This is a genomic window from Pantoea sp. B9002, from assembly GCF_013385945.1.
Taxonomy (GTDB): domain Bacteria; phylum Pseudomonadota; class Gammaproteobacteria; order Enterobacterales; family Enterobacteriaceae; genus Pantoea.
Genome location: NZ_JACAPA010000036.1, coordinates 201,401 through 218,569, shown reverse-complemented (window position 1 = coordinate 218,569; position 17,169 = coordinate 201,401). Strand labels below are relative to the sequence as shown.

Annotated in this window: 20 protein-coding genes; 3 read left to right on the top strand and 17 right to left on the bottom strand. The window is 54.7% G+C overall.

Translation table 11 applies throughout. The features are described from left to right. The 9 genes from HX773_RS18205 to fkpA all read right to left on the bottom strand — a co-directional run. Positions 1–231 (bottom strand): GTP-binding protein (locus tag HX773_RS18205; protein ID WP_255433256.1); only part of this gene is annotated, 231 nt, incomplete at its 3' end. Positions 232–300: 69 nt separating this feature from the next. Then, positions 301–2,415, bottom strand: a complete 2,115-nt coding sequence (fusA, locus tag HX773_RS18200) for an elongation factor G (RefSeq protein ID WP_064739692.1) — start codon at positions 2,413–2,415, stop codon at positions 301–303. Positions 2,416–2,508: 93 nt separating this feature from the next. Beyond that, entirely contained in the window at positions 2,509–2,979 is a 471-nt protein-coding gene (rpsG, locus tag HX773_RS18195; protein ID WP_007886246.1) for a 30S ribosomal protein S7, read from the bottom strand. 96 nt (positions 2,980–3,075) lie between these two features. Continuing rightward, positions 3,076–3,450 carry a 30S ribosomal protein S12 gene (gene rpsL / locus HX773_RS18190; protein ID WP_006120575.1) on the bottom strand — a complete coding sequence of 125 codons (375 nt, stop codon included), beginning with the start codon at positions 3,448–3,450 and terminating at the stop codon, positions 3,076–3,078. Positions 3,451–3,577: 127 nt separating this feature from the next. Continuing rightward, positions 3,578–3,865 (bottom strand): sulfurtransferase complex subunit TusB, encoded by a 288-nt coding sequence (gene tusB, locus HX773_RS18185; RefSeq protein WP_176972689.1) that lies wholly within the window; start codon positions 3,863–3,865, stop codon positions 3,578–3,580. A gap of 9 nt (positions 3,866–3,874) precedes the next feature. Continuing rightward, complete coding sequence (gene tusC / locus HX773_RS18180; protein WP_176972688.1) at positions 3,875–4,234, bottom strand: sulfurtransferase complex subunit TusC; 360 nt, start codon at positions 4,232–4,234, stop codon at positions 3,875–3,877. Then, on the bottom strand, positions 4,234–4,620 hold the full coding sequence (gene tusD / locus HX773_RS18175; protein ID WP_176972687.1) for a sulfurtransferase complex subunit TusD: 387 nt from the start codon (positions 4,618–4,620) through the stop codon (positions 4,234–4,236). Before tusD ends, tusC begins: the two co-directional genes overlap by 1 nt. Further along, entirely contained in the window at positions 4,620–5,342 is a 723-nt protein-coding gene (locus HX773_RS18170) for a transcriptional regulator (RefSeq protein WP_007886240.1), read from the bottom strand. The genes tusD and HX773_RS18170 overlap by 1 nt, the downstream gene beginning before the upstream one ends. 174 nt (positions 5,343–5,516) lie before the next feature. Then, the gene (fkpA, locus tag HX773_RS18165; protein ID WP_101762637.1) at positions 5,517–6,347 is read right to left on the bottom strand and encodes an FKBP-type peptidyl-prolyl cis-trans isomerase; all 831 of its coding nucleotides are present in this window, start codon (positions 6,345–6,347) and stop codon (positions 5,517–5,519) included. 280 nt (positions 6,348–6,627) lie between these two features. Here fkpA and HX773_RS18160 point away from each other — a divergent pair, with 280 nt between their 5' ends. Next, positions 6,628–6,846 carry a protein SlyX gene (locus HX773_RS18160; protein ID WP_008102200.1) on the top strand — a complete coding sequence of 73 codons (219 nt, stop codon included), beginning with the start codon at positions 6,628–6,630 and terminating at the stop codon, positions 6,844–6,846. A 179-nt stretch (positions 6,847–7,025) separates the two neighbouring features. Here HX773_RS18160 and slyD read toward each other — a convergent pair whose 3' ends face one another. From slyD to kefG, 4 genes are all read right to left on the bottom strand, one after another. After that, on the bottom strand, positions 7,026–7,580 hold the full coding sequence (slyD, locus tag HX773_RS18155) for a peptidylprolyl isomerase (RefSeq protein WP_049851962.1): 555 nt from the start codon (positions 7,578–7,580) through the stop codon (positions 7,026–7,028). 193 nt (positions 7,581–7,773) lie between these two features. Beyond that, positions 7,774–7,968: a YheV family putative zinc ribbon protein gene (locus HX773_RS18150; RefSeq protein WP_007892203.1), complete on the bottom strand. Its 195-nt coding sequence runs from the start codon at positions 7,966–7,968 to the stop codon at positions 7,774–7,776. A gap of 45 nt (positions 7,969–8,013) precedes the next feature. Further along, on the bottom strand, positions 8,014–9,816 hold the full coding sequence (gene kefB, locus HX773_RS18145) for a glutathione-regulated potassium-efflux system protein KefB (RefSeq protein ID WP_176972686.1): 1,803 nt from the start codon (positions 9,814–9,816) through the stop codon (positions 8,014–8,016). Next, a complete protein-coding gene (kefG, locus tag HX773_RS18140) occupies positions 9,816–10,367 on the bottom strand; it encodes a glutathione-regulated potassium-efflux system ancillary protein KefG (protein ID WP_176972685.1) in 552 nt (183 codons plus the stop codon). Before kefG ends, kefB begins: the two co-directional genes overlap by 1 nt. A gap of 114 nt (positions 10,368–10,481) precedes the next feature. On the opposite strand from kefG, the gene HX773_RS18135 reads away from it, so the two are divergent. Next, positions 10,482–12,386: an ABC transporter ATP-binding protein gene (locus tag HX773_RS18135; protein WP_110867601.1), complete on the top strand. Its 1,905-nt coding sequence runs from the start codon at positions 10,482–10,484 to the stop codon at positions 12,384–12,386. 149 nt (positions 12,387–12,535) lie between these two features. Here the strand turns inward: HX773_RS18135 and tauD are convergent, their stop codons facing one another. The 4 genes from tauD to tauA are packed head-to-tail and all read right to left on the bottom strand — an operon-like array spanning position 12,536 to position 15,955. Continuing rightward, positions 12,536–13,375, bottom strand: a complete 840-nt coding sequence (tauD, locus tag HX773_RS18130; protein WP_176972684.1) for a taurine dioxygenase — start codon at positions 13,373–13,375, stop codon at positions 12,536–12,538. Beyond that, positions 13,372–14,199, bottom strand: a complete 828-nt coding sequence (gene tauC / locus HX773_RS18125; RefSeq protein WP_176972683.1) for a taurine ABC transporter permease TauC — start codon at positions 14,197–14,199, stop codon at positions 13,372–13,374. Before tauC ends, tauD begins: the two co-directional genes overlap by 4 nt. Next, positions 14,196–14,963 (bottom strand): taurine ABC transporter ATP-binding subunit, encoded by a 768-nt coding sequence (gene tauB / locus HX773_RS18120; protein WP_176972682.1) that lies wholly within the window; start codon positions 14,961–14,963, stop codon positions 14,196–14,198. Before tauB ends, tauC begins: the two co-directional genes overlap by 4 nt. Positions 14,964–14,974: 11 nt before the next feature. Continuing rightward, a complete protein-coding gene (gene tauA / locus HX773_RS18115; protein ID WP_370463615.1) occupies positions 14,975–15,955 on the bottom strand; it encodes a taurine ABC transporter substrate-binding protein in 981 nt (326 codons plus the stop codon). A 233-nt stretch (positions 15,956–16,188) separates the two neighbouring features. On the opposite strand from tauA, the gene HX773_RS18110 reads away from it, so the two are divergent. Next, on the top strand, positions 16,189–17,169 hold the full coding sequence (locus HX773_RS18110) for a LacI family DNA-binding transcriptional regulator (RefSeq protein WP_176972680.1): 981 nt from the start codon (positions 16,189–16,191) through the stop codon (positions 17,167–17,169).

The following is a 17,169-nucleotide window of genomic DNA, read 5'->3' as shown; positions in this document are numbered from 1 at the left end:
ATAGTGGCGAGTCGGGGTTTCATATTCAACGTGAGAAGTGTTGATGGTGATACCACGAGCTTTCTCTTCTGGCGCCTTATCGATCTCATCGAACTTGCTTGCTTTACCGCCGTAGGTTTTAGCCAGTACGGTAGTGATTGCTGCAGTCAGGGTGGTTTTACCGTGGTCGACGTGACCGATGGTGCCCACGTTTACGTGCAGTTTGTTACGCTGAAATTGCTCTTTCGCCATGGCGATAATTCCTTACGTTGTGCCTTCATGAGTCATGAAGGCATCAGTTCACAATTTTTAAACCGTAGCTTATTTGCTACGAGCTTCAATAACGGCCTGAGCGACGTTGTTCGGCGCATCATCGTACTTCAGGAACTCCATGGAGTAAGAAGCACGGCCTTTGGTCAGAGAACGCAGCTGGGTTGCATATCCGAACATTTCAGACAGCGGAACTTCAGCATGGATCTGAACGCCAGTAGCGTTAGATTCCTGTCCTTTGAGCATACCACGACGACGGCTAAGGTCACCGATAACGTCACCGGTGTTCTCTTCCGGAGTCTCTACTTCAACCTTCATGATTGGCTCAAGCAGAACAGGTTGTGCTTTCTTAAAGCCATCTTTAAAGGCTAAAGAAGCAGCCAGTTTAAACGCCAGCTCAGAGGAGTCGACATCATGGTATGAACCGAAGTGCAGACGAACACCCAGATCAACTACCGGATAACCAGCCAGTGGACCTGATTTCAGCTGCTCCTGGAGACCTTTATCAACCGCAGGGATGTATTCAGTTGGAATTACACCGCCCTTGATATCGTTGACAAATTCGTAACCTTTCGGGTTAACGCCCGGCTCCAGTGGGTACATGTCGATAACAACATGACCATACTGACCACGACCACCAGACTGCTTGGCGTGTTTACCTTCGATATCGGTAACTTTCGCGCGAATCGCTTCACGGTAAGCAACCTGAGGTTTACCGACGTTCGCTTCAACGTTGAATTCACGCTTCATGCGGTCAACGATGATGTCGAGGTGCAGCTCACCCATACCCGCGATGATGGTCTGGTTGGTTTCTTCATCAGTCCATACGCGGAATGATGGATCTTCCTTCGCCAGACGACCCAGAGCCAGACCCATTTTTTCCTGGTCAGCTTTGGTTTTCGGCTCAACGGCGATAGAGATTACCGGCTCAGGGAATTCCATACGCTCAAGAATGATGACGTTGTCTGGGTCACACAGGGTGTCACCAGTGGTTACGTCTTTCAGACCGATCGCAGCGGCGATATCGCCCGCACGAACTTCCTTGATCTCTTCACGTTTGTTCGCATGCATCTGAACGATACGGCCCAGACGCTCACGGTTTGACTTAACCGGGTTAAACACGGTGTCACCGGTGTTAACCACACCAGAGTAAACGCGGAAGAAGGTCAGGTTACCAACAAACGGGTCGGTAGCGATTTTGAACGCCAGTGCAGCAAACGGCTCTTTGTCATCGGAATGACGCTCAGCCGGCGTGTCTTTACCGTCGTCCAGCATACCGTTAATCGCGGTAACGTCAGTCGGTGCTGGCAGGTATTCAACTACCGCATCCAGCATCGCCTGAACACCTTTGTTCTTAAATGCAGAACCACAGGTAACCAGGATGATTTCGTTTTTCAGAACGCGCTTACGCAGAGAAGTTTTGATCTCTTCTTCGGTCAGTTCTTCACCGCCGAAGAATTTCTCCATCAGCTCATCAGAACCTTCAGCAGCGGCTTCAACCAGATTTGCACGCCACTCTTCAGCCAGTTCCTGCATATCAGCTGGGATATCTTCGTAAACGAAGGTAACGCCCTGATCGGCATCGTTCCAGTTGATCGCTTTCATTTTCACCAGGTCAACAACACCGGTGAAGCCTTCTTCTGCGCCGATAGCCAGCTGAAGTGGAACTGGGTTTGCACCCAAGCGCGCTTTCATCTGGTCAACAACTTTCAGGAAGTTAGCACCCATGCGGTCCATTTTGTTAACGAACGCGATGCGTGGAACTTTATATTTGTTAGCCTGGCGCCATACGGTTTCAGACTGTGGCTGAACACCACCAACTGCACAGTAAACCATTACTGCGCCATCAAGCACACGCATAGAACGCTCAACTTCGATGGTGAAGTCAACGTGTCCCGGGGTGTCGATGATGTTTACGTGGTGTGGTTCAAACTGCTTAGCCATACCAGACCAGAAACAGGTAGTCGCAGCAGACGTGATGGTAATACCACGTTCCTGCTCCTGCTCCATCCAGTCCATGGTTGCTGCGCCGTCATGAACTTCACCGATTTTGTGGTTTACACCGGTGTAGAACAGAACACGTTCGGTAGTTGTAGTCTTACCGGCGTCGATGTGCGCACTGATACCAATGTTACGGTAGCGCTCAATGGGTGTTTTACGAGCCATTTGATTCCTCTGATTCTTAGACGTTCTAAGTTAAAAAAGCCCAGCAGGTGAGTCACTGGGACGCCCGCTGGGTTAATAACAACTACGTTGCTGTTACCAGCGGTAGTGTGCGAACGCCTTGTTGGCTTCAGCCATGCGGTGAACGTCTTCACGTTTCTTAACTGCAGTACCTTTGTTCTCTGCAGCATCAGAAAGTTCGTTCGCCAGGCGGAGAGCCATAGATTTATCACCGCGTTTACGAGCAGCTTCTACGATCCAACGCATTGCCAGGGCATTACGACGAACCGGACGGACTTCAACTGGAACCTGGTAGGTAGAACCACCAACGCGACGTGACTTAACTTCGACAGTCGGACGTACGTTTTCGAGAGCAACCTCGAACGCTTCCAGGCCATCTTTACCAGCGCGTTGAGCCAGGGTATCAAGCGCGGTATAGACGATAGATTCAGCAGTAGATTTTTTACCATCTACCATCAGGATATTTACAAATTTAGCCAGCAGCTCTGATCCGAACTTAGGATCCGGCAGAATTTTACGCTGACCAATGACGCGACGACGTGGCATGGAAATACTCCGTTGTTAATTCAGGATTGTCCAAAACTCTACGAGTTTAGTTTGACATTTAAGTTAAAACGTTTGGCCTTACTTAACGGAGAACCATTAAGCCTTTGGCTTCTTCACGCCGTACTTGGAGCGTGACTGCTTACGGTCTTTAACACCTGAGCAGTCAAGCGCGCCACGAACGGTGTGGTAACGCACACCTGGCAAGTCTTTAACACGACCGCCACGGATCAGGATCACTGAGTGTTCCTGCAGGTTATGACCTTCACCGCCGATGTAGGAGGTAACTTCAAAACCGTTAGTCAAACGCACACGGCAAACTTTACGCAGTGCTGAGTTTGGTTTTTTAGGGGTAGTGGTGTACACACGAGTACATACACCACGTTTCTGCGGGCAAGCTTCCAGCGCAGGCACGTTGCTCTTTGCAACTTTGCGTACGCGTGGTTTGCGAACCAGCTGGTTAACTGTTGCCATTAAATAGCTCCTGGGATTTAGCTTTTTTGCTTCGTAAACACGTAATAAATCGCCTCGTATTACTACGAGGAGGCAGAATTTTAGGGCTGTGTCAAAAGGGTGTCAAGAAATAACCAGGTTTTCGCTCTTACCAGGCCACTTGTTGTTGATGCTTCGCTGTCATCGCAACGAAACCAGTATAGTCCAAACGTGCTACTTTGGTCGAAATTTGCTCAGCCAGGCCGCGCGCCGCCACATCTTCTTCTAATACCCACAGCGTAGCCGGCGATGCGCTGAGCTTGATCAACATCTGGCTGCCAGCCAAAGCGGCGGTTACGCCATCCTGCAATAAAAGCAGATCGTCGCCTTCCTGCAATAAAAGTAGCAGGCTATCGAGATCGCATTGCCAGGGAGATTGCAGCAGCGTGTAGAGCATGATCAGTTCTCAGAATCGAATAACACGATGATAGGAAGCCAGCTTCTCGCGTAGCGATGTGGCATCCAGCACTTCAGCGGCCAACACACGTTCAGCCGTCAAACATTGCCCGCGCGCCAGCAGCGAATCGGCGCAGACAAAACATTGGTCGATATCGTACAGCGCCAGCACGCCAAAGGTCGCGATGTAGTTACGCGCCAGAATCTGCTCGGGTTGTTGGTCGCGATTGAGCTGCAGCACGCCATCCCCGATAAAGAACAGACCGATATCTTCGCTTAGCGCGCCTGTCGCCAGCACAGCATCCAGCCCTTCCCTGCCGGCGCTGCTGCCGTGCGGTGCCTGAGTGAACAGAAAAGCCACGCGGTTCATCAGAATTGCACCAGACGATCGCAGCTGAGCGCGGCTTCTGCCAGTGCGCCCAAACCGCTGAGTTCAAATCCTGGCTGCAAATTACTGCCCGCCAGTTGCAAGCGAGTGGCTTCCTGCGCGTCGGTTACGCCACGTCGTAATGCAGCCGCCACGCAGATATTCAGCGCGGCGCCACTTTCAGCGCGCAACTGCTGCCATTCACGCACCATATCCACCTCATCGCTGGCCGGCGCGCTCAGCTGGTTGGCGTTCAACACGCCTTCACGATAAAAGAACACGCTCTCCAGCTGATGCCCGGCCTTGATTAGCGCGCGCGCAAACAGCAGCGCGCTGCTGGCGTGTTGCGTGCCGTATGCCGGTCCGGTGACCAGCAAGGTGTAGCGCATTAGCGATCCTGCCCCTGAAAATCACCGCTTTTAAACTGGCGAATGTAGAGGTAAACCGTGTGCTTGGAGATATTGAGGCGATCGGCGACCTGGTTAATCGCATCTTTAATGTCGAAGATGCCCTTCTCATACATATTGAGCACGATCTGGCGATTCTTGGCATTGTTAGAAACGTTACGGTCAGCGCTCACTTCTTCAATCGCGAACTCAAGCGTCTGCATCACCAGATCTTCCACCGAGCTGGCAAAGTTGACGTTGGAATCTACCTGCTGCATTTCCGGCGGCATAAAGGTCGACATAATCTGCGAGAACGGAACGTCGAGGTTCATGTTGATGCACAGCAAGCCAATAACGCGCTGCTGGCGATTACGAATCGCAATAGTGACCGATTTCATCAGCACGCCGCTTTTCGCGCGCGTAAAGTAGGCTCTGGAGACATTGCTGTCGGCGCCATGCATATCGTGCAGCATTCGCAGCGCCAAATCGGTAATCGGCGAACCCACTTTACGCCCGGTATGTTCACCGTTGGCGATACGCACCGCAGAACACTTCAAATCTTCCAGCGAGTGCAGCACGATTTCGCAGTGCGAGCCAATCAGCATCGCCAGGCCATCGACAACGGCTTCATAGGATTTGAGGATATCGTAGTCTGCTTGCTCGAACGGACGTTGCTCCAGTAAATCGAAGTCAGTCAGTTCACCGGGATTGAATGGATTAGACATCGAAGACATTACCCTAAATGGCTGGAGCCTGTCTCGACAGCATTGGGGCAGACTCATATTGTGATAATTGTGCAGGCGCTAGTCTGGCAAATGTGCTGGTCTTTAGCCAGACCTTTACTCTCTTCTCCGCAATAAAAACGCCGCCCGGAGGCGGCGTTATGCAGAAAGTTCAGATTACTGTGCTTTCTGATCGGCAGCGACTGGAGCCTGCGCTTTTTCGTCCGCTTTCGGGGCTGGTTTGATGTCGAGCAGTTCAACATCGAACACCAGCGTGGAGTTAGCCGGAATACCCGGAACGCCATTTTTGCCGTAAGCCAGGTTTGGTGGGATCACCAGCTTGATCTTGCCGCCTTTCTTCACGTGCTTCAGACCTTCGGTCCAGCCCGGAATCACACCGTCCAGACGGAACGACAGCGGCTCACCACGGGTATAAGAGTTATCGAACTCAGTACCGTCGATCAGCGTACCTTTGTAGTTCACAACTACAGTGTCGCTGTCTTTCGGCGCGCTACCGGTACCTTCTTTCTCTACCTGATACAGCAGGCCAGATTCAGTTTTCTTTACGCCTTTTTCTTTAGCGAATTTGTCGGCGTAAGCTGAACCCTTATCGGAGTTCTCTTTCGCGTCTTTTTCCATCTTCGCCTGAGCAGCACCTTTTACGCGGCCTTCAAAGGCCTGCAGGGTTTGCTCGATCTCTTGATCAGAGAGTTTGCTCTTGCCGCCAAAGGCGTCCTGAACACCCGCGATCAGCTGATCTTTATCCAGTTTGATGCCCAGCTTCTCTTGTTCCTTCAGAGAGTTGTCCATGTAGCGACCAAGGGACGCGCCAAGTGCATAAGCTGATTGCTGGTCTTCGTTTTTGAAAGCAGCATTTTTCGGTGCTTGCGGCGCAGCCTGAGCGGCGTCTGCTGGAGCAGCGGCGGTTTCTGCTGCCATTGCCAGCGGTGCATTCAGCGCGAAGGCCATGGTGGTAGCTAACAATGTGACTTTAAACAGTGAATTCATCCTTTCTCCAAAACCGAAGCCTCTAACCTCGGGAATCATTGCGGACTGAGGCCCACACTATAACTTTACGTGGCAGCGGCGAACACTCCCACAATGTAATTACCCGTTCAACCTCCGACCTTTTTTGCTTCAGGAAGTTTCATCAGAGATATAGGCGTTATGCGTCGTTTCAATGCAGCATGGCGCGGAAAGGTAAAATATCAGGTGATTCTGAAGCGAAAGGCCGTAGAATCACGCCCGAAAAAGACTAACGTGCAGCACCGCAAGATGAGGAAAGACCATGCAACCAACAGAATGGGAACAACGCCTTGAGGCGCTGGAGAGCAAGCTGGCTTTTCAGGAATACACCATCGATCAGCTCAATCAAACGGTGGTTCAGCATGAGCTGGAGATGATCAGACTGCGTGAGCAGGTCCGTCTGTTAATCGATAAAGTGAAAGATAGCGCGCCGTCGATGATTGCCTCACAGTCAGAAGAAACCCCGCCACCGCATTACTAATGTCCAGAATGGCTGCGCCACATCGATGCCGCGTTGCTGCGTCACCGTGAGATGCTCACATACTACAGTATGCTGCGCTCTCCCAATTCCTGGCGCCTTGCCTCAATGTTGCTCGCACATTCTTAAATGCTATACATAAGAAAGGCCACCCGAAGGTGGCCTCGCCAGCGTAACACTGATTAGTGGCTGCAGCCGCAACCGCCAGTGCCACAACCGCCCTGGCCGTGATCGTGACCATGGTCGTGGTCATGATCGTGATGATGACCATCAGCGCCATGCACGTGACCATGCGCCAGCTCTTCTTCGGTCGCTGCGCGAATCGCCACAACTTCCACGTTGAAGTTCAGGTTTTGACCCGCCAGCATGTGGTTACCATCAACCACTACGTGCTCATCTTCAACTTCGGTGATTTCAACCGGTACTGGACCCTGATCGGTTTCTGCCAGGAAGCGCATGCCAACCTGCAGTTCGTCAACGCCCATAAACACGTCTTTTGGTACGCGCTGTACGAGGTTGTCATCGTATTGACCGTAAGCGTCGTTCGCCGGGATATGCACGTCAAACTTATCGCCTACATCATGATTTTCCAGCGCTTTTTCCAGACCAGAAATCAGGGAACCATGACCGTGCAGATAGTCCAACGGTGCACTCACCGGTGACTCGTCAACCAACACACCGTCTTCGGTACGAACCTGATACGCCAGGCTCACCACCAGGTCTTTTGCTACTTTCATGATATCTCCTAACCGTTGAGAACTAAGATCCCGTCCCATTGGTCAATTTTGCGTGCAATAACCAACCAGAAAGGTTCAAGACTGAGGATGCCAACAAATGTGTTGTTGCATACTGCTCAGCGTTAATGGCGCCGATTGTAGCGGAATTCAATCCCGCTGTAAGTTCAAGCTTAAAAAAAGCTGAGCCATTGCGCTACTCAGGATGAAAAATGCCGATCACTTGCTCATTGCTGCGAACCTGATCGCGCACCTGCTTATCAGCTTCACGCATTTGATGACCGCACTCTACGCACTCCACCACATCAACATTGTTCTCACGCCACAACGCCAACGTGTCTTTTTCCTGGCAGTGCGGGCAAACCGCACCGGCAATAAATTGTTTACGCATACTGTTTCCTGCCGTCGTTAGTGAACGGATTAAGTAAGTATAGTTCTACTCGTCATCCCAGCCGTCAAACTGACGTTTCTCGTGCTGCATTTCGCGCTGGAAGATATCTTCCAGCTCGCGCCGCGCCTCACGCACACGCGAAACCTGCGCGCTATCATCTTGGCTTGGCACCAGTTCACGCAGCATACGCATATCCAGACGACGGAAATGTTGCTGCGCGCGCTGCGCCTGATGCGGATGCATGCCCAGCGAGATCAGCGTTTTGCGGCCCAGCTCCAGCGCACTGGAGAAGGTCTCACGCGAGAACAGCGTAACGCCCGCCTGCAACAGTTCGTGTGCCTCAACACGTCCACGCGCGCGCGCCAGGATTTCCAGCTGCGGGAAATGCTGCTGACACAGCTGCACGATGGTCATCGAATCTTCCGGATCGTTACAGGTAATGACGATGGATTGCGCATTCTCCGCGCCCGCCGCACGCAGCAGCTCCAGCTCGGTGGCGTCGCCATAGTAAACCTTATAGCCATATTTACGCATCAGGCTCACCGCAGAGATATCACGCTCCAGCACGGTAATACGCTTGTTGTTCGCCATCAGCAAACGGCCAACAACCTGACCAAAACGACCAAAGCCCACCACAATCACCTGCGGCTGATCGTCCTCAACAAAGTGCTTCTCGGCATTTTCATCGGGTTCATTAAAGCGGCGCGCCAGTAAACGGTCGATGCCGTTCATCAGCAGCGGCGTGGTCATCATCGATAGCGTCACCGTCACCAGCAGCAGCGGCATTTGGTCACCGCTGAACATTTTGGCCGACGACGCCGCCGAGAACAGCACAAAGGCAAACTCACCGCCCTGGCTTAACACACCGGCAAACTGCTGGCGCTCTGAACTGCGCAGGCCATAAATACGGCCCAGCACATACAGCACCAGCGTTTTCACCGTCACCAGAATCAGCACGCCCAGCAAAATTTCAGTGATGTGGGTATAAAGCACGCCGAGATTCAGCGCCATGCCGACCGAGATAAAGAACAAGCCCAGCAGCAAGCCTTTGAACGGTTCGATGGCCACTTCCAGCTCGTGACGATATTCACTTTCCGCCAACAGAATACCGGCGATGAAAGTACCGAGCGCCATCGACAGGCCGAGCGCGTCCATAAACAGCGCCGAACCCAGCACCAGCAGCAGCGAGGCGGCAGTAAACACTTCGCGCACGCCGGATGCGGCAATAAAGCGCAGAATCGGGCGCAGCAGATAACGGCCACCAATCAGCATCCCGCCGAACGCCAGCACTTTCATGCCGACTTTCAACCAGTCAACGTGACCGCTGTCGCCGCCCGCCAGCAGCGGCACCAGCGCCAACGCAGGGATCACCGCCAAATCCTGGAAAAGCAGCACCGAGAAACCGAGCTGCCCCGATTCACTGCGGTTCATGCCTTTATCGCGCATCAGCTGCAGCGCCATCGCCGTGGATGACATCGCCAGTCCAATGCCGCCAATCACCGCCGCCTGCCAGCTAAAGTCGGTCAGCCACAGCAATCCACCGAGAATGGCGGCGGAGATCAGCACCTGAGCGGCACCCACGCCAAATATCGAACGACGCAGCGCCCAGAGTTTCGAGGGATTCAGTTCAAGCCCGATGATGAACATCAGGAACACCACGCCGAGTTCAGAGAAGTGCAGAATCTCCTCAACGTCGCTAATGAACCCCAAACCCCACGGACCAATCGCGATACCGGCCAGCAGATAGCCCAGCACCGCGCCAATGCCGAGACGCGCCGCAATCGGCACAATCAGCACCGCCGCGACCAGATAAATGACGCCCGCCGTCAGTAACGTTTCGCCTTCCATCACACACCTCCCTGCGGCAGCGGTGAAGCCAGCCAGTCGCCGTACGCTCGCGCAAAATTACGCATCACTTCCGGCGTCTGCCGACGCGCCCAGTGAATCACCATCGGCGTCATCCAGTGCATACGACACATCTGCGCCGTCAGCTCAAACGGACGCATGATGTCACTCATCGGATAGCGATTCAGGCCGCTATGGTGATACGCCGCTTCCGGTTCGCCGGTGGTGACTACGCTGCGCCAGTATTTGCCTTCCAGCGCATTGCCATCCGGTCCGCTGGCAAAGCCGCGCGACAGCACACGATCCAGCCACTCCTTCAGGAGCGCCGGGCAGCTGTAGGTATAAAGTGGATGTTGGAATACAACGATTTGATGGTCGCGCAGCAGCTGCTGCTCATAGTGAATATCAATAAAAAAATCCGGATAGTGGGCGTATAAATCGTGCACCGTGACGTGGTCCAGTTCCATAGCCGACTGCAGCAAAACCCGATTAGCAATCGAATCCTGTGATTCCGGATGGGCGTAAAGCAGCAATATTTTGGGTGGCTGCGACATCGTTCCCCTCCAAAGCGTCGTCACGGCACAGGAATTCCGCTACCATGCTCGACGCAACAAATTTTCTCGAATTATGTTGCCGGTAAATTAACATATTCTGACGATACGGCGCTTATGATTGTCTTTTCAGCACTACAAATTCGCCGCGGCACCAATGTGCTGCTGGATAACGCAACAGCCACCATTAACCCAGGCCAGAAAGTTGGCTTAGTGGGCAAAAATGGCTGCGGCAAATCGACGCTGCTGTCATTGCTGAAGGGCGAAATCAGCAGCGATGCAGGTAACGCCACCTTCCCGAGCAACTGGGCGCTGGCGTGGGTCAATCAGGAAACCCCGGCGCTGAGCAAACCCGCGCTGGAGTATGTTATCGACGGCGACCGTGAATATCGTCAGCTTGAATCCGAATTGGCCGACGCCAATGCGCGCAACGATGGCAACGCCATCGCCCTGCTGCACGGCAAGCTGGATGCGATTCAGGCGTGGAGCATACCTGCTCGCGCCTCAAGTTTGTTGCACGGTTTGGGCTTTAGCCAGGAACAATTAATGCGGCCGGTGAGTGATTTCTCCGGTGGCTGGCGCATGCGCCTCAACCTCGCACAGGCGCTGGTGTGCCGTTCCGATCTGCTGCTGCTCGATGAACCAACCAACCACCTCGATCTGGATGCGGTGATCTGGCTTGAACGCTGGCTGAAAAGCTACGAAGGTACGCTGGTACTGATTTCGCACGACCGCGACTTCCTCGATCCGGTGGTTGATAAGATCATCCATATCGAACAGCAAACGATGTTTGAATACACCGGTAACTACAGCTCGTTCGAACGTCAGCGCGGCGCCAAGCTGGCACAACAGCAAGCGCTGTTCCAGAGCCAGCAGGAAAAAGTGGCGCACCTGCAGAAGTATATCGATCGCTTCCGCGCGCAGGCCACCAAAGCGAAGCAGGCACAGAGCCGTATCAAAATGCTGGAGCGCATGGAGCTGATTGCGCCGGCACACGTCGATAACCCGTTCAGCTTCAGTTTCCGCGCACCAGAAAGCTTGCCGAATCCGTTGCTGAAGATGGAACGCGTCACCGCCGGTTATGGCGAACGCATCATTCTCGACGCCATCAAACTCAACCTTGTGCCGGGTTCACGTATTGGGCTGCTGGGCCGTAACGGCGCGGGTAAATCGACGCTGATTAAGCTGCTAGCCGGTGAGCTCGACGCGCTGGATGGCAAAGTTGGCCTGGCGAAAGGCATTAAGCTCGGTTACTTCGCCCAGCATCAGCTGGAATATCTGCGCGCCGATGAATCGCCGTTGCAGCATTTATCACGCATCGCGCCGAAAGTGCTGGAGCAGCAGCTGCGCGACTATCTTGGCGGCTTCGGCTTCCAGGGCGATAAAGTCAGCGAAATCACCGAGCGTTTCTCCGGCGGCGAAAAAGCGCGTCTGGTGCTGGCATTAATTGTCTGGCAGCGCCCGAACCTGTTGCTGCTCGATGAACCAACTAACCACCTCGATCTCGATATGCGTCAGGCGCTGACCGAAGCGCTAATTGATTTCGAAGGCGCGCTGGTGGTGGTCTCACACGATCGTCATCTGCTGCGCGCCACCACCGACGATCTCTATCTGGTGCACGACGGCAAAGTCGATGTGTTTGAGGGCGATCTGGAAGATTACCAGCAGTGGCTGAGCGATCTGCAAAAGCAGCAAGCACAACAGGATGCCGCGCCGAAGCAGGATAACGGCAACAGCGCGCAATCGCGCAAAGACCAGAAACGCCGCGACGCCGAACTGCGTGCACAAACGCAGCCGCTGCGTAAAGAGATCGAGAAGCTTGAGAAGCAGATGGCGAAGTGGCAGAGCCAGCTCAGCGATGCGGAAGCCCAGTTGGCCGACAGCGCGATTTACGATCAGAGCCGCAAAGCCGATTTGAACGTGGCGCTGCAGCGTCAGGCCGAGAGTAAAGCCGCGCTGGAAGAGGTTGAAATGGCGTGGCTGGATGCGCAGGAACAGCTGGAGCAGATGCTGGCGGGTTGAGTGTGCACGCTGTCCCCCATCCCGGCCTTCCCCCGTAAACGGGGGAAGGAGACGCTGCCACATGCAGCTTCATCACTGACATGTGGCAGCATCTTCCTCCCCCATTTATGGGGGAGGACCGAGGAGGGGGAATGCGAGCACCATCCAACTTAAAACGGCTTATCCCCCAACACCGTCGCGCGATGCATCACCCGCCGCGCCGGATAATAATCCGCATTGGCATAATGCTGCGTCACGCGGTTATCCCAGATCGCCACATCATTCTCCTGCCAGCGCCAGCGCACCTGGAACTCCGGTTTAGCACTATGCCAAAACAGGAAGTTTAGAATCGCATCGCTCTCTTTTTCGCTCAAGCCCAGCAAACGCGTGGTAAAACCTTCGTTCACAAACAGCGCCTTGCGTCCGCTGACCGGATGGGTACGAATCACCGGATGCTGCACCGGCGGGTTCTTTGCCACCGCTTGCTGCCAGCGCTGATGCTCTTCCTCGGTTTTACGGTATTTGTACTCCTGGAACGACTTCTTAAAATCGTGCTCCGCCTGCAGCCCATTCAACAGCGTCTTAAACGGCTCAGACAGCGCTTCATAGGCCGCAATGCCGGTTGACCACAAGGTATCACCGCCGCTCTCTGGCAGCAGTTTGGAAGCCAGAATCGCAATCGCCGGCGGCGTTTGAATAAAGGTGACATCGGTGTGCCAGTTGTCGTTATCCGGCGGATTATCCTGATGCGTATCCAGCACGATGATCTCTTCCACGCCTTCCGCATGCGGATAGACCGGATGGATATGCAGATCGCCAAAGCGAATCGCCAGCGCGCGCTGCTGTTCCGGGGTAATCACCTGATTGCGCAGGAACAGCACCTGATGGCGCAGCAGGCCATGATAGAGCTGTTCAAACTGGGCATCACTCAGCGGACGGCTGAGATCGACATCGCTAACCTGCGCCCCGATATTCGGGCCCAGAGCGGTAAAAGAAAGTCGTTCGTTCATTGCTGTTCTCCATTCCAGGGCGTCAGTCGGCGCTGCAAGGCGCGCAGACCCAGTTCTAAGCCAAAAGCAATCAGGGCGATCACCGCGATACCGGCCAGCACTACGTCGGTGGCGAGGAACTCACCGGCCGACTGCACCATAAAGCCGAGTCCACGCGTAGCGGCAATCAGTTCCGCCGCCACCAGCGTTGACCAACCTACGCCGAGACCGATGCGCAAGCCGGTGAGAATCTCCGGCAGCGCGCCAGGCAGAATCACGTAGCGCAGCAACTGCCAGCGCGATGCGCCAAGCGCCTGCGCCGCGCGAATCCGTACCTGCTGGGCATTCTTCACACCCGCCAGCGTCGATAAGGTCACCGGCGCGAAAATCGCCAGATAAATCAGTAAAATCTTCGAGGTTTCACCGATGCCAAACCAAATCACCATCAGCGGCAAATAGGCCAGCGGCGGCACCGGGCGATAGAGTTCGATCAGCGGATCAAGCAGGCCGCGAATAGCCGGGCTTAGGCCCATGGCGATGCCGACCGGAATCCCAATCAGCGCGGCAAAGAACAGCGCCACCAGCATACGCGCCAGGCTGGCACCCAGATGCTGCCATAACGTGGCATCCATAAAGCCTTGCGGGCTGGCAATCAAGATCAGCTTCTGCAGTACCACTTGCGGCGGCGGTAAAAACAACGGCGCCACTAAGCCGAGCGCGGTTATCGCCCACCACAACAGCAGCAATAAGCCCACGCTGAGCAGGCTGAGTGAGAACTGGCGCGAGAACGGCCAGCGCAGTCCGCGACGACGCGTTTGGGTTTTCTCATCAATCACCGCACTCATATAAACGCCTCACGCTGGGAAAACACCTGATTCAGTACATATTCACGACGTTCGATAAACGCCGGATCGGATTTGATGCTGCGGCACGGTTCCCCGGCGGCGAAGCGTTGCCCGAAGTCGAGTTTCAAACGTTCCACGACGCGGCCCGGTCCCGGCGACAGCAGCACCAGTTCGCTGGCGAGGAACACCGCTTCTTCGATGTCGTGGGTGATCAGCAGAATCTGCTTGCCGGTATCACGCCACAGCGTTAGCAGCAGGGTTTGCATCTGTTCGCGGGTAAAGGCGTCCAGCGCGCCAAACGGCTCATCTAACAGCAGCAACTGAGGATCAGCCGCCAGCGCACGCGCAATGCCCACGCGCTGACGTTGACCCCCAGAGAGCTGCCAGATAAAACGCTTCTCTGCACCTTCCAGTCCTACTTTGCGGATCAAACGGCGTGCAATGGTATGGCGCTCCGCCTTCGCCATTCCCGCCAGTTGCAAACCGAACGAAACGTTATCGATCACGTTGCGCCACGGCAGTAATCCTTCATTTTGAAACACCACGCCGCGTTCAGCGCCCGGTCCTTCCACCTTTTTGCCATCCAGCGTAATGCTGCCGGATTCCAGCGGCAGAAAGCCGGCGATGAGGTTCAGTAGCGTGGTTTTGCCACAGCCGGATGGGCCCAGCACCACCAGCAGGTCGCGTTGATCCAGTTGCAGATTAATGTCCTGCAGCGCGGGTTGTCCGGCGTAACGTGCATTTAAGTTGGTGATGTTGAGCATGCGGCCTCCGATTATTTGGCTAAGGGTGCAACGAAGCGCGTGGTGACGAAGCTGCTGTAATCGCTATCCGCTTCTGGCACTTTGCCCTGCTCTTTCAGGAAGCCGGCAGTATCGACAATCGCCTTGTTCACCGGCTTGCCGAGCTGTTCCACCTGCTGCTGCGCGGTGAGGTACGTATTGCCTTTCACCAGCACCGGCACATCAGCTTCGGGTACACCGCTCAGGCGCGCCAGCTTGCTCAGGTTGTCTGACTGCTTCAGCCATTGATCCGGGTTAGCAATGTAAGCTTGCTGCGCTTCAACGGCGCTGCGGGCAAAGGCGGTGACGATTTCTGGATGCTGCTGTGCGAAGTCTTTACGCACCACCCACACATCGAGCGTTGGCGCGCCCCACTTGCCAACCTGCGAAGAGTCCGTCAGCACGTTGCCATCTTTCTCCAGCTCATTGACGGCCGGAGACCAGACGTAAGCACCGTCGATGTCACCGCGTTTCCAGGCAGCAATAATCGCCGGTGGCTGCAGGTTGACTAAGGTCACTTGCGAAGGCTTGATGCCCCAATGCTTGAGGGCGGCGAGGAAGCTGTAGTGCGTAGTCGAGATGAACGGCACGGCGATGCGCTTGCCAATCAGGTCTTTAGGATCTTTGATGGTTTTCTTCACCACCAGCGCTTCGGAGTTACCGAGCTGAGAGGCCAGCAGAAAAGCTTCAATCGGCAGCTTTTGCGTGGCGGCGACCGCCAGCGGGCTGGAACCGATATTACCAATCTGCACGTCGCCCGACGCCAGTGCACGCAACACGCTGGCTCCGCTATCAAATTTGCGCCAGTCGACGGTGGCACCGCTCTCTTTGGCGAAGGTGTTATCCGCCTGCGCCACTTTGGCCGGTTCAGCCGACGTCTGATACGCCACGGTAACGTTGACCGCTTGCGCCTGGAACGCCATCAGGGCCAGAGCCGCTGTGACCGCCGTTATTGTTTTTTTCATTGCCATCATCATTCACCCCAATGTGTTTTTGTCAGGGCAGTTTCTCCAGCAACAGTAATTTCATAAAGGAATTAAAAATTATCCCTAATGACGATCCGTTCTTAGATCAACATCGGGCAAGGCTATGCAAAAAGTGCAAATGGAAAGAAAAGGGAAAGCGGTAAATATGTCACACGCTCACATAGCAGCTGTGATATTGATAGAGATCTCATTTTTCACTCTTTACTAACGGTCCTGAATCCATGTCGATTGAGAAAGTCGCGCACCTGGCTGGCGTGTCAAAAGCCACCGTTTCACGGGTTTTGAACCAGAATCCCGGCGTGCGCCCGGATACGCGTGCCAAAGTGCTGGCGGCCATCGACATCTGCGACTATCAGCCCAACTTACTGGCGCGTCAGTTGCGCACCTCGCAAAGCCATATGTTGTTAGTGCTGATTCCCGACATCACCAATCCGTTCTGCTCACGCGTGGTTCAGGGCATTGAAGCCGAAGCGGAAGCGCAGGGTTACCACATTCTGTTGTGTAACTCGGGATCGCAGCTGCGGCGCGAAGCGGCCTACATTGCGCTGCTTACTGGCAAAGTGGTCGACGGCGTGATCACTATGGATGCCGCCAGCAGCCTGCATGAGCTGAAAGAACTGATTGGCGATGCGCCCTGGGTGCAGTGCGCGGAATACGATCCATCGATCGCTGCCTCAAGCGTGGCGATTGATAATAAAGAAGCAGCTTTCGAAACCGTGCGTTATCTGGCGAGCAAAGGCCGACGCCGTATTGCGCTGGTGAACTGTGATATGCGCTACCTCTATTCGCATAAGCGCGAAGAGGGATATCGCGCGGCGCTGGAGCAGCTGGAACTCAACTGGGGCGGCGTGGCCTACGCCGAGAATGTCACCTGCGAGTCGGGCAGTGCGGCCTTGCGCGAACTGCTGACGCAGCCGGAACGGCCGGATGCGGTGTTTGCGGTATCGGATGTGCTGGCGGTCGGCGTCATACACGCGGCGCTGGAAGCGGGTTTGCGCGTGCCGGAAGATTTAGCGGTGGTGGGATTTGATGGCATCAACTTTACCAGCAGCCTGAATCCACCGCTGACCACGATTGAGCAGCCGATGAATCGTATGGGGGCGCGCAGCGTACAACTGTTGCTGCAACGCATCCGCCAGCCAAACTCGTCGGTGGTACATGAAGTGTTGCCGTGGAAGCGCGTTGAACGTGCTTCCAGTTAA

Coding starts and splice junctions, on each gene's coding strand:
- tauC (WP_176972683.1), bottom strand. CDS start 14,199: ATGAGTGCGGTGATTGATGAGAAAACCCAAACGCGTCGTCGCGGACTG.
- rpsL (WP_006120575.1), bottom strand. CDS start 3,450: ATGGCAACAGTTAACCAGCTGGTTCGCAAACCACGCGTACGCAAAGTT.
- HX773_RS18135 (WP_110867601.1), top strand. CDS start 10,482: ATGATTGTCTTTTCAGCACTACAAATTCGCCGCGGCACCAATGTGCTG.
- tusB (WP_176972689.1), bottom strand. CDS start 3,865: ATGCTCTACACGCTGCTGCAATCTCCCTGGCAATGCGATCTCGATAGC.
- fkpA (WP_101762637.1), bottom strand. CDS start 6,347: ATGAATTCACTGTTTAAAGTCACATTGTTAGCTACCACCATGGCCTTC.
- tauD (WP_176972684.1), bottom strand. CDS start 13,375: ATGAACGAACGACTTTCTTTTACCGCTCTGGGCCCGAATATCGGGGCG.
- kefG (WP_176972685.1), bottom strand. CDS start 10,367: ATGTCGCAGCCACCCAAAATATTGCTGCTTTACGCCCATCCGGAATCA.
- rpsG (WP_007886246.1), bottom strand. CDS start 2,979: ATGCCACGTCGTCGCGTCATTGGTCAGCGTAAAATTCTGCCGGATCCT.
- HX773_RS18110 (WP_176972680.1), top strand. CDS start 16,189: ATGTCGATTGAGAAAGTCGCGCACCTGGCTGGCGTGTCAAAAGCCACC.
- tauB (WP_176972682.1), bottom strand. CDS start 14,963: ATGCTCAACATCACCAACTTAAATGCACGTTACGCCGGACAACCCGCG.
- tusC (WP_176972688.1), bottom strand. CDS start 4,234: ATGAACCGCGTGGCTTTTCTGTTCACTCAGGCACCGCACGGCAGCAGC.
- kefB (WP_176972686.1), bottom strand. CDS start 9,816: ATGGAAGGCGAAACGTTACTGACGGCGGGCGTCATTTATCTGGTCGCG.
- fusA (WP_064739692.1), bottom strand. CDS start 2,415: ATGGCTCGTAAAACACCCATTGAGCGCTACCGTAACATTGGTATCAGT.
- HX773_RS18150 (WP_007892203.1), bottom strand. CDS start 7,968: ATGCGTAAACAATTTATTGCCGGTGCGGTTTGCCCGCACTGCCAGGAA.
- HX773_RS18170 (WP_007886240.1), bottom strand. CDS start 5,342: ATGTCTAATCCATTCAATCCCGGTGAACTGACTGACTTCGATTTACTG.
- tauA (WP_370463615.1), bottom strand. CDS start 15,955: ATGATGGCAATGAAAAAAACAATAACGGCGGTCACAGCGGCTCTGGCC.
- tusD (WP_176972687.1), bottom strand. CDS start 4,620: ATGCGCTACACCTTGCTGGTCACCGGACCGGCATACGGCACGCAACAC.
- slyD (WP_049851962.1), bottom strand. CDS start 7,580: ATGAAAGTAGCAAAAGACCTGGTGGTGAGCCTGGCGTATCAGGTTCGT.
- HX773_RS18160 (WP_008102200.1), top strand. CDS start 6,628: ATGCAACCAACAGAATGGGAACAACGCCTTGAGGCGCTGGAGAGCAAG.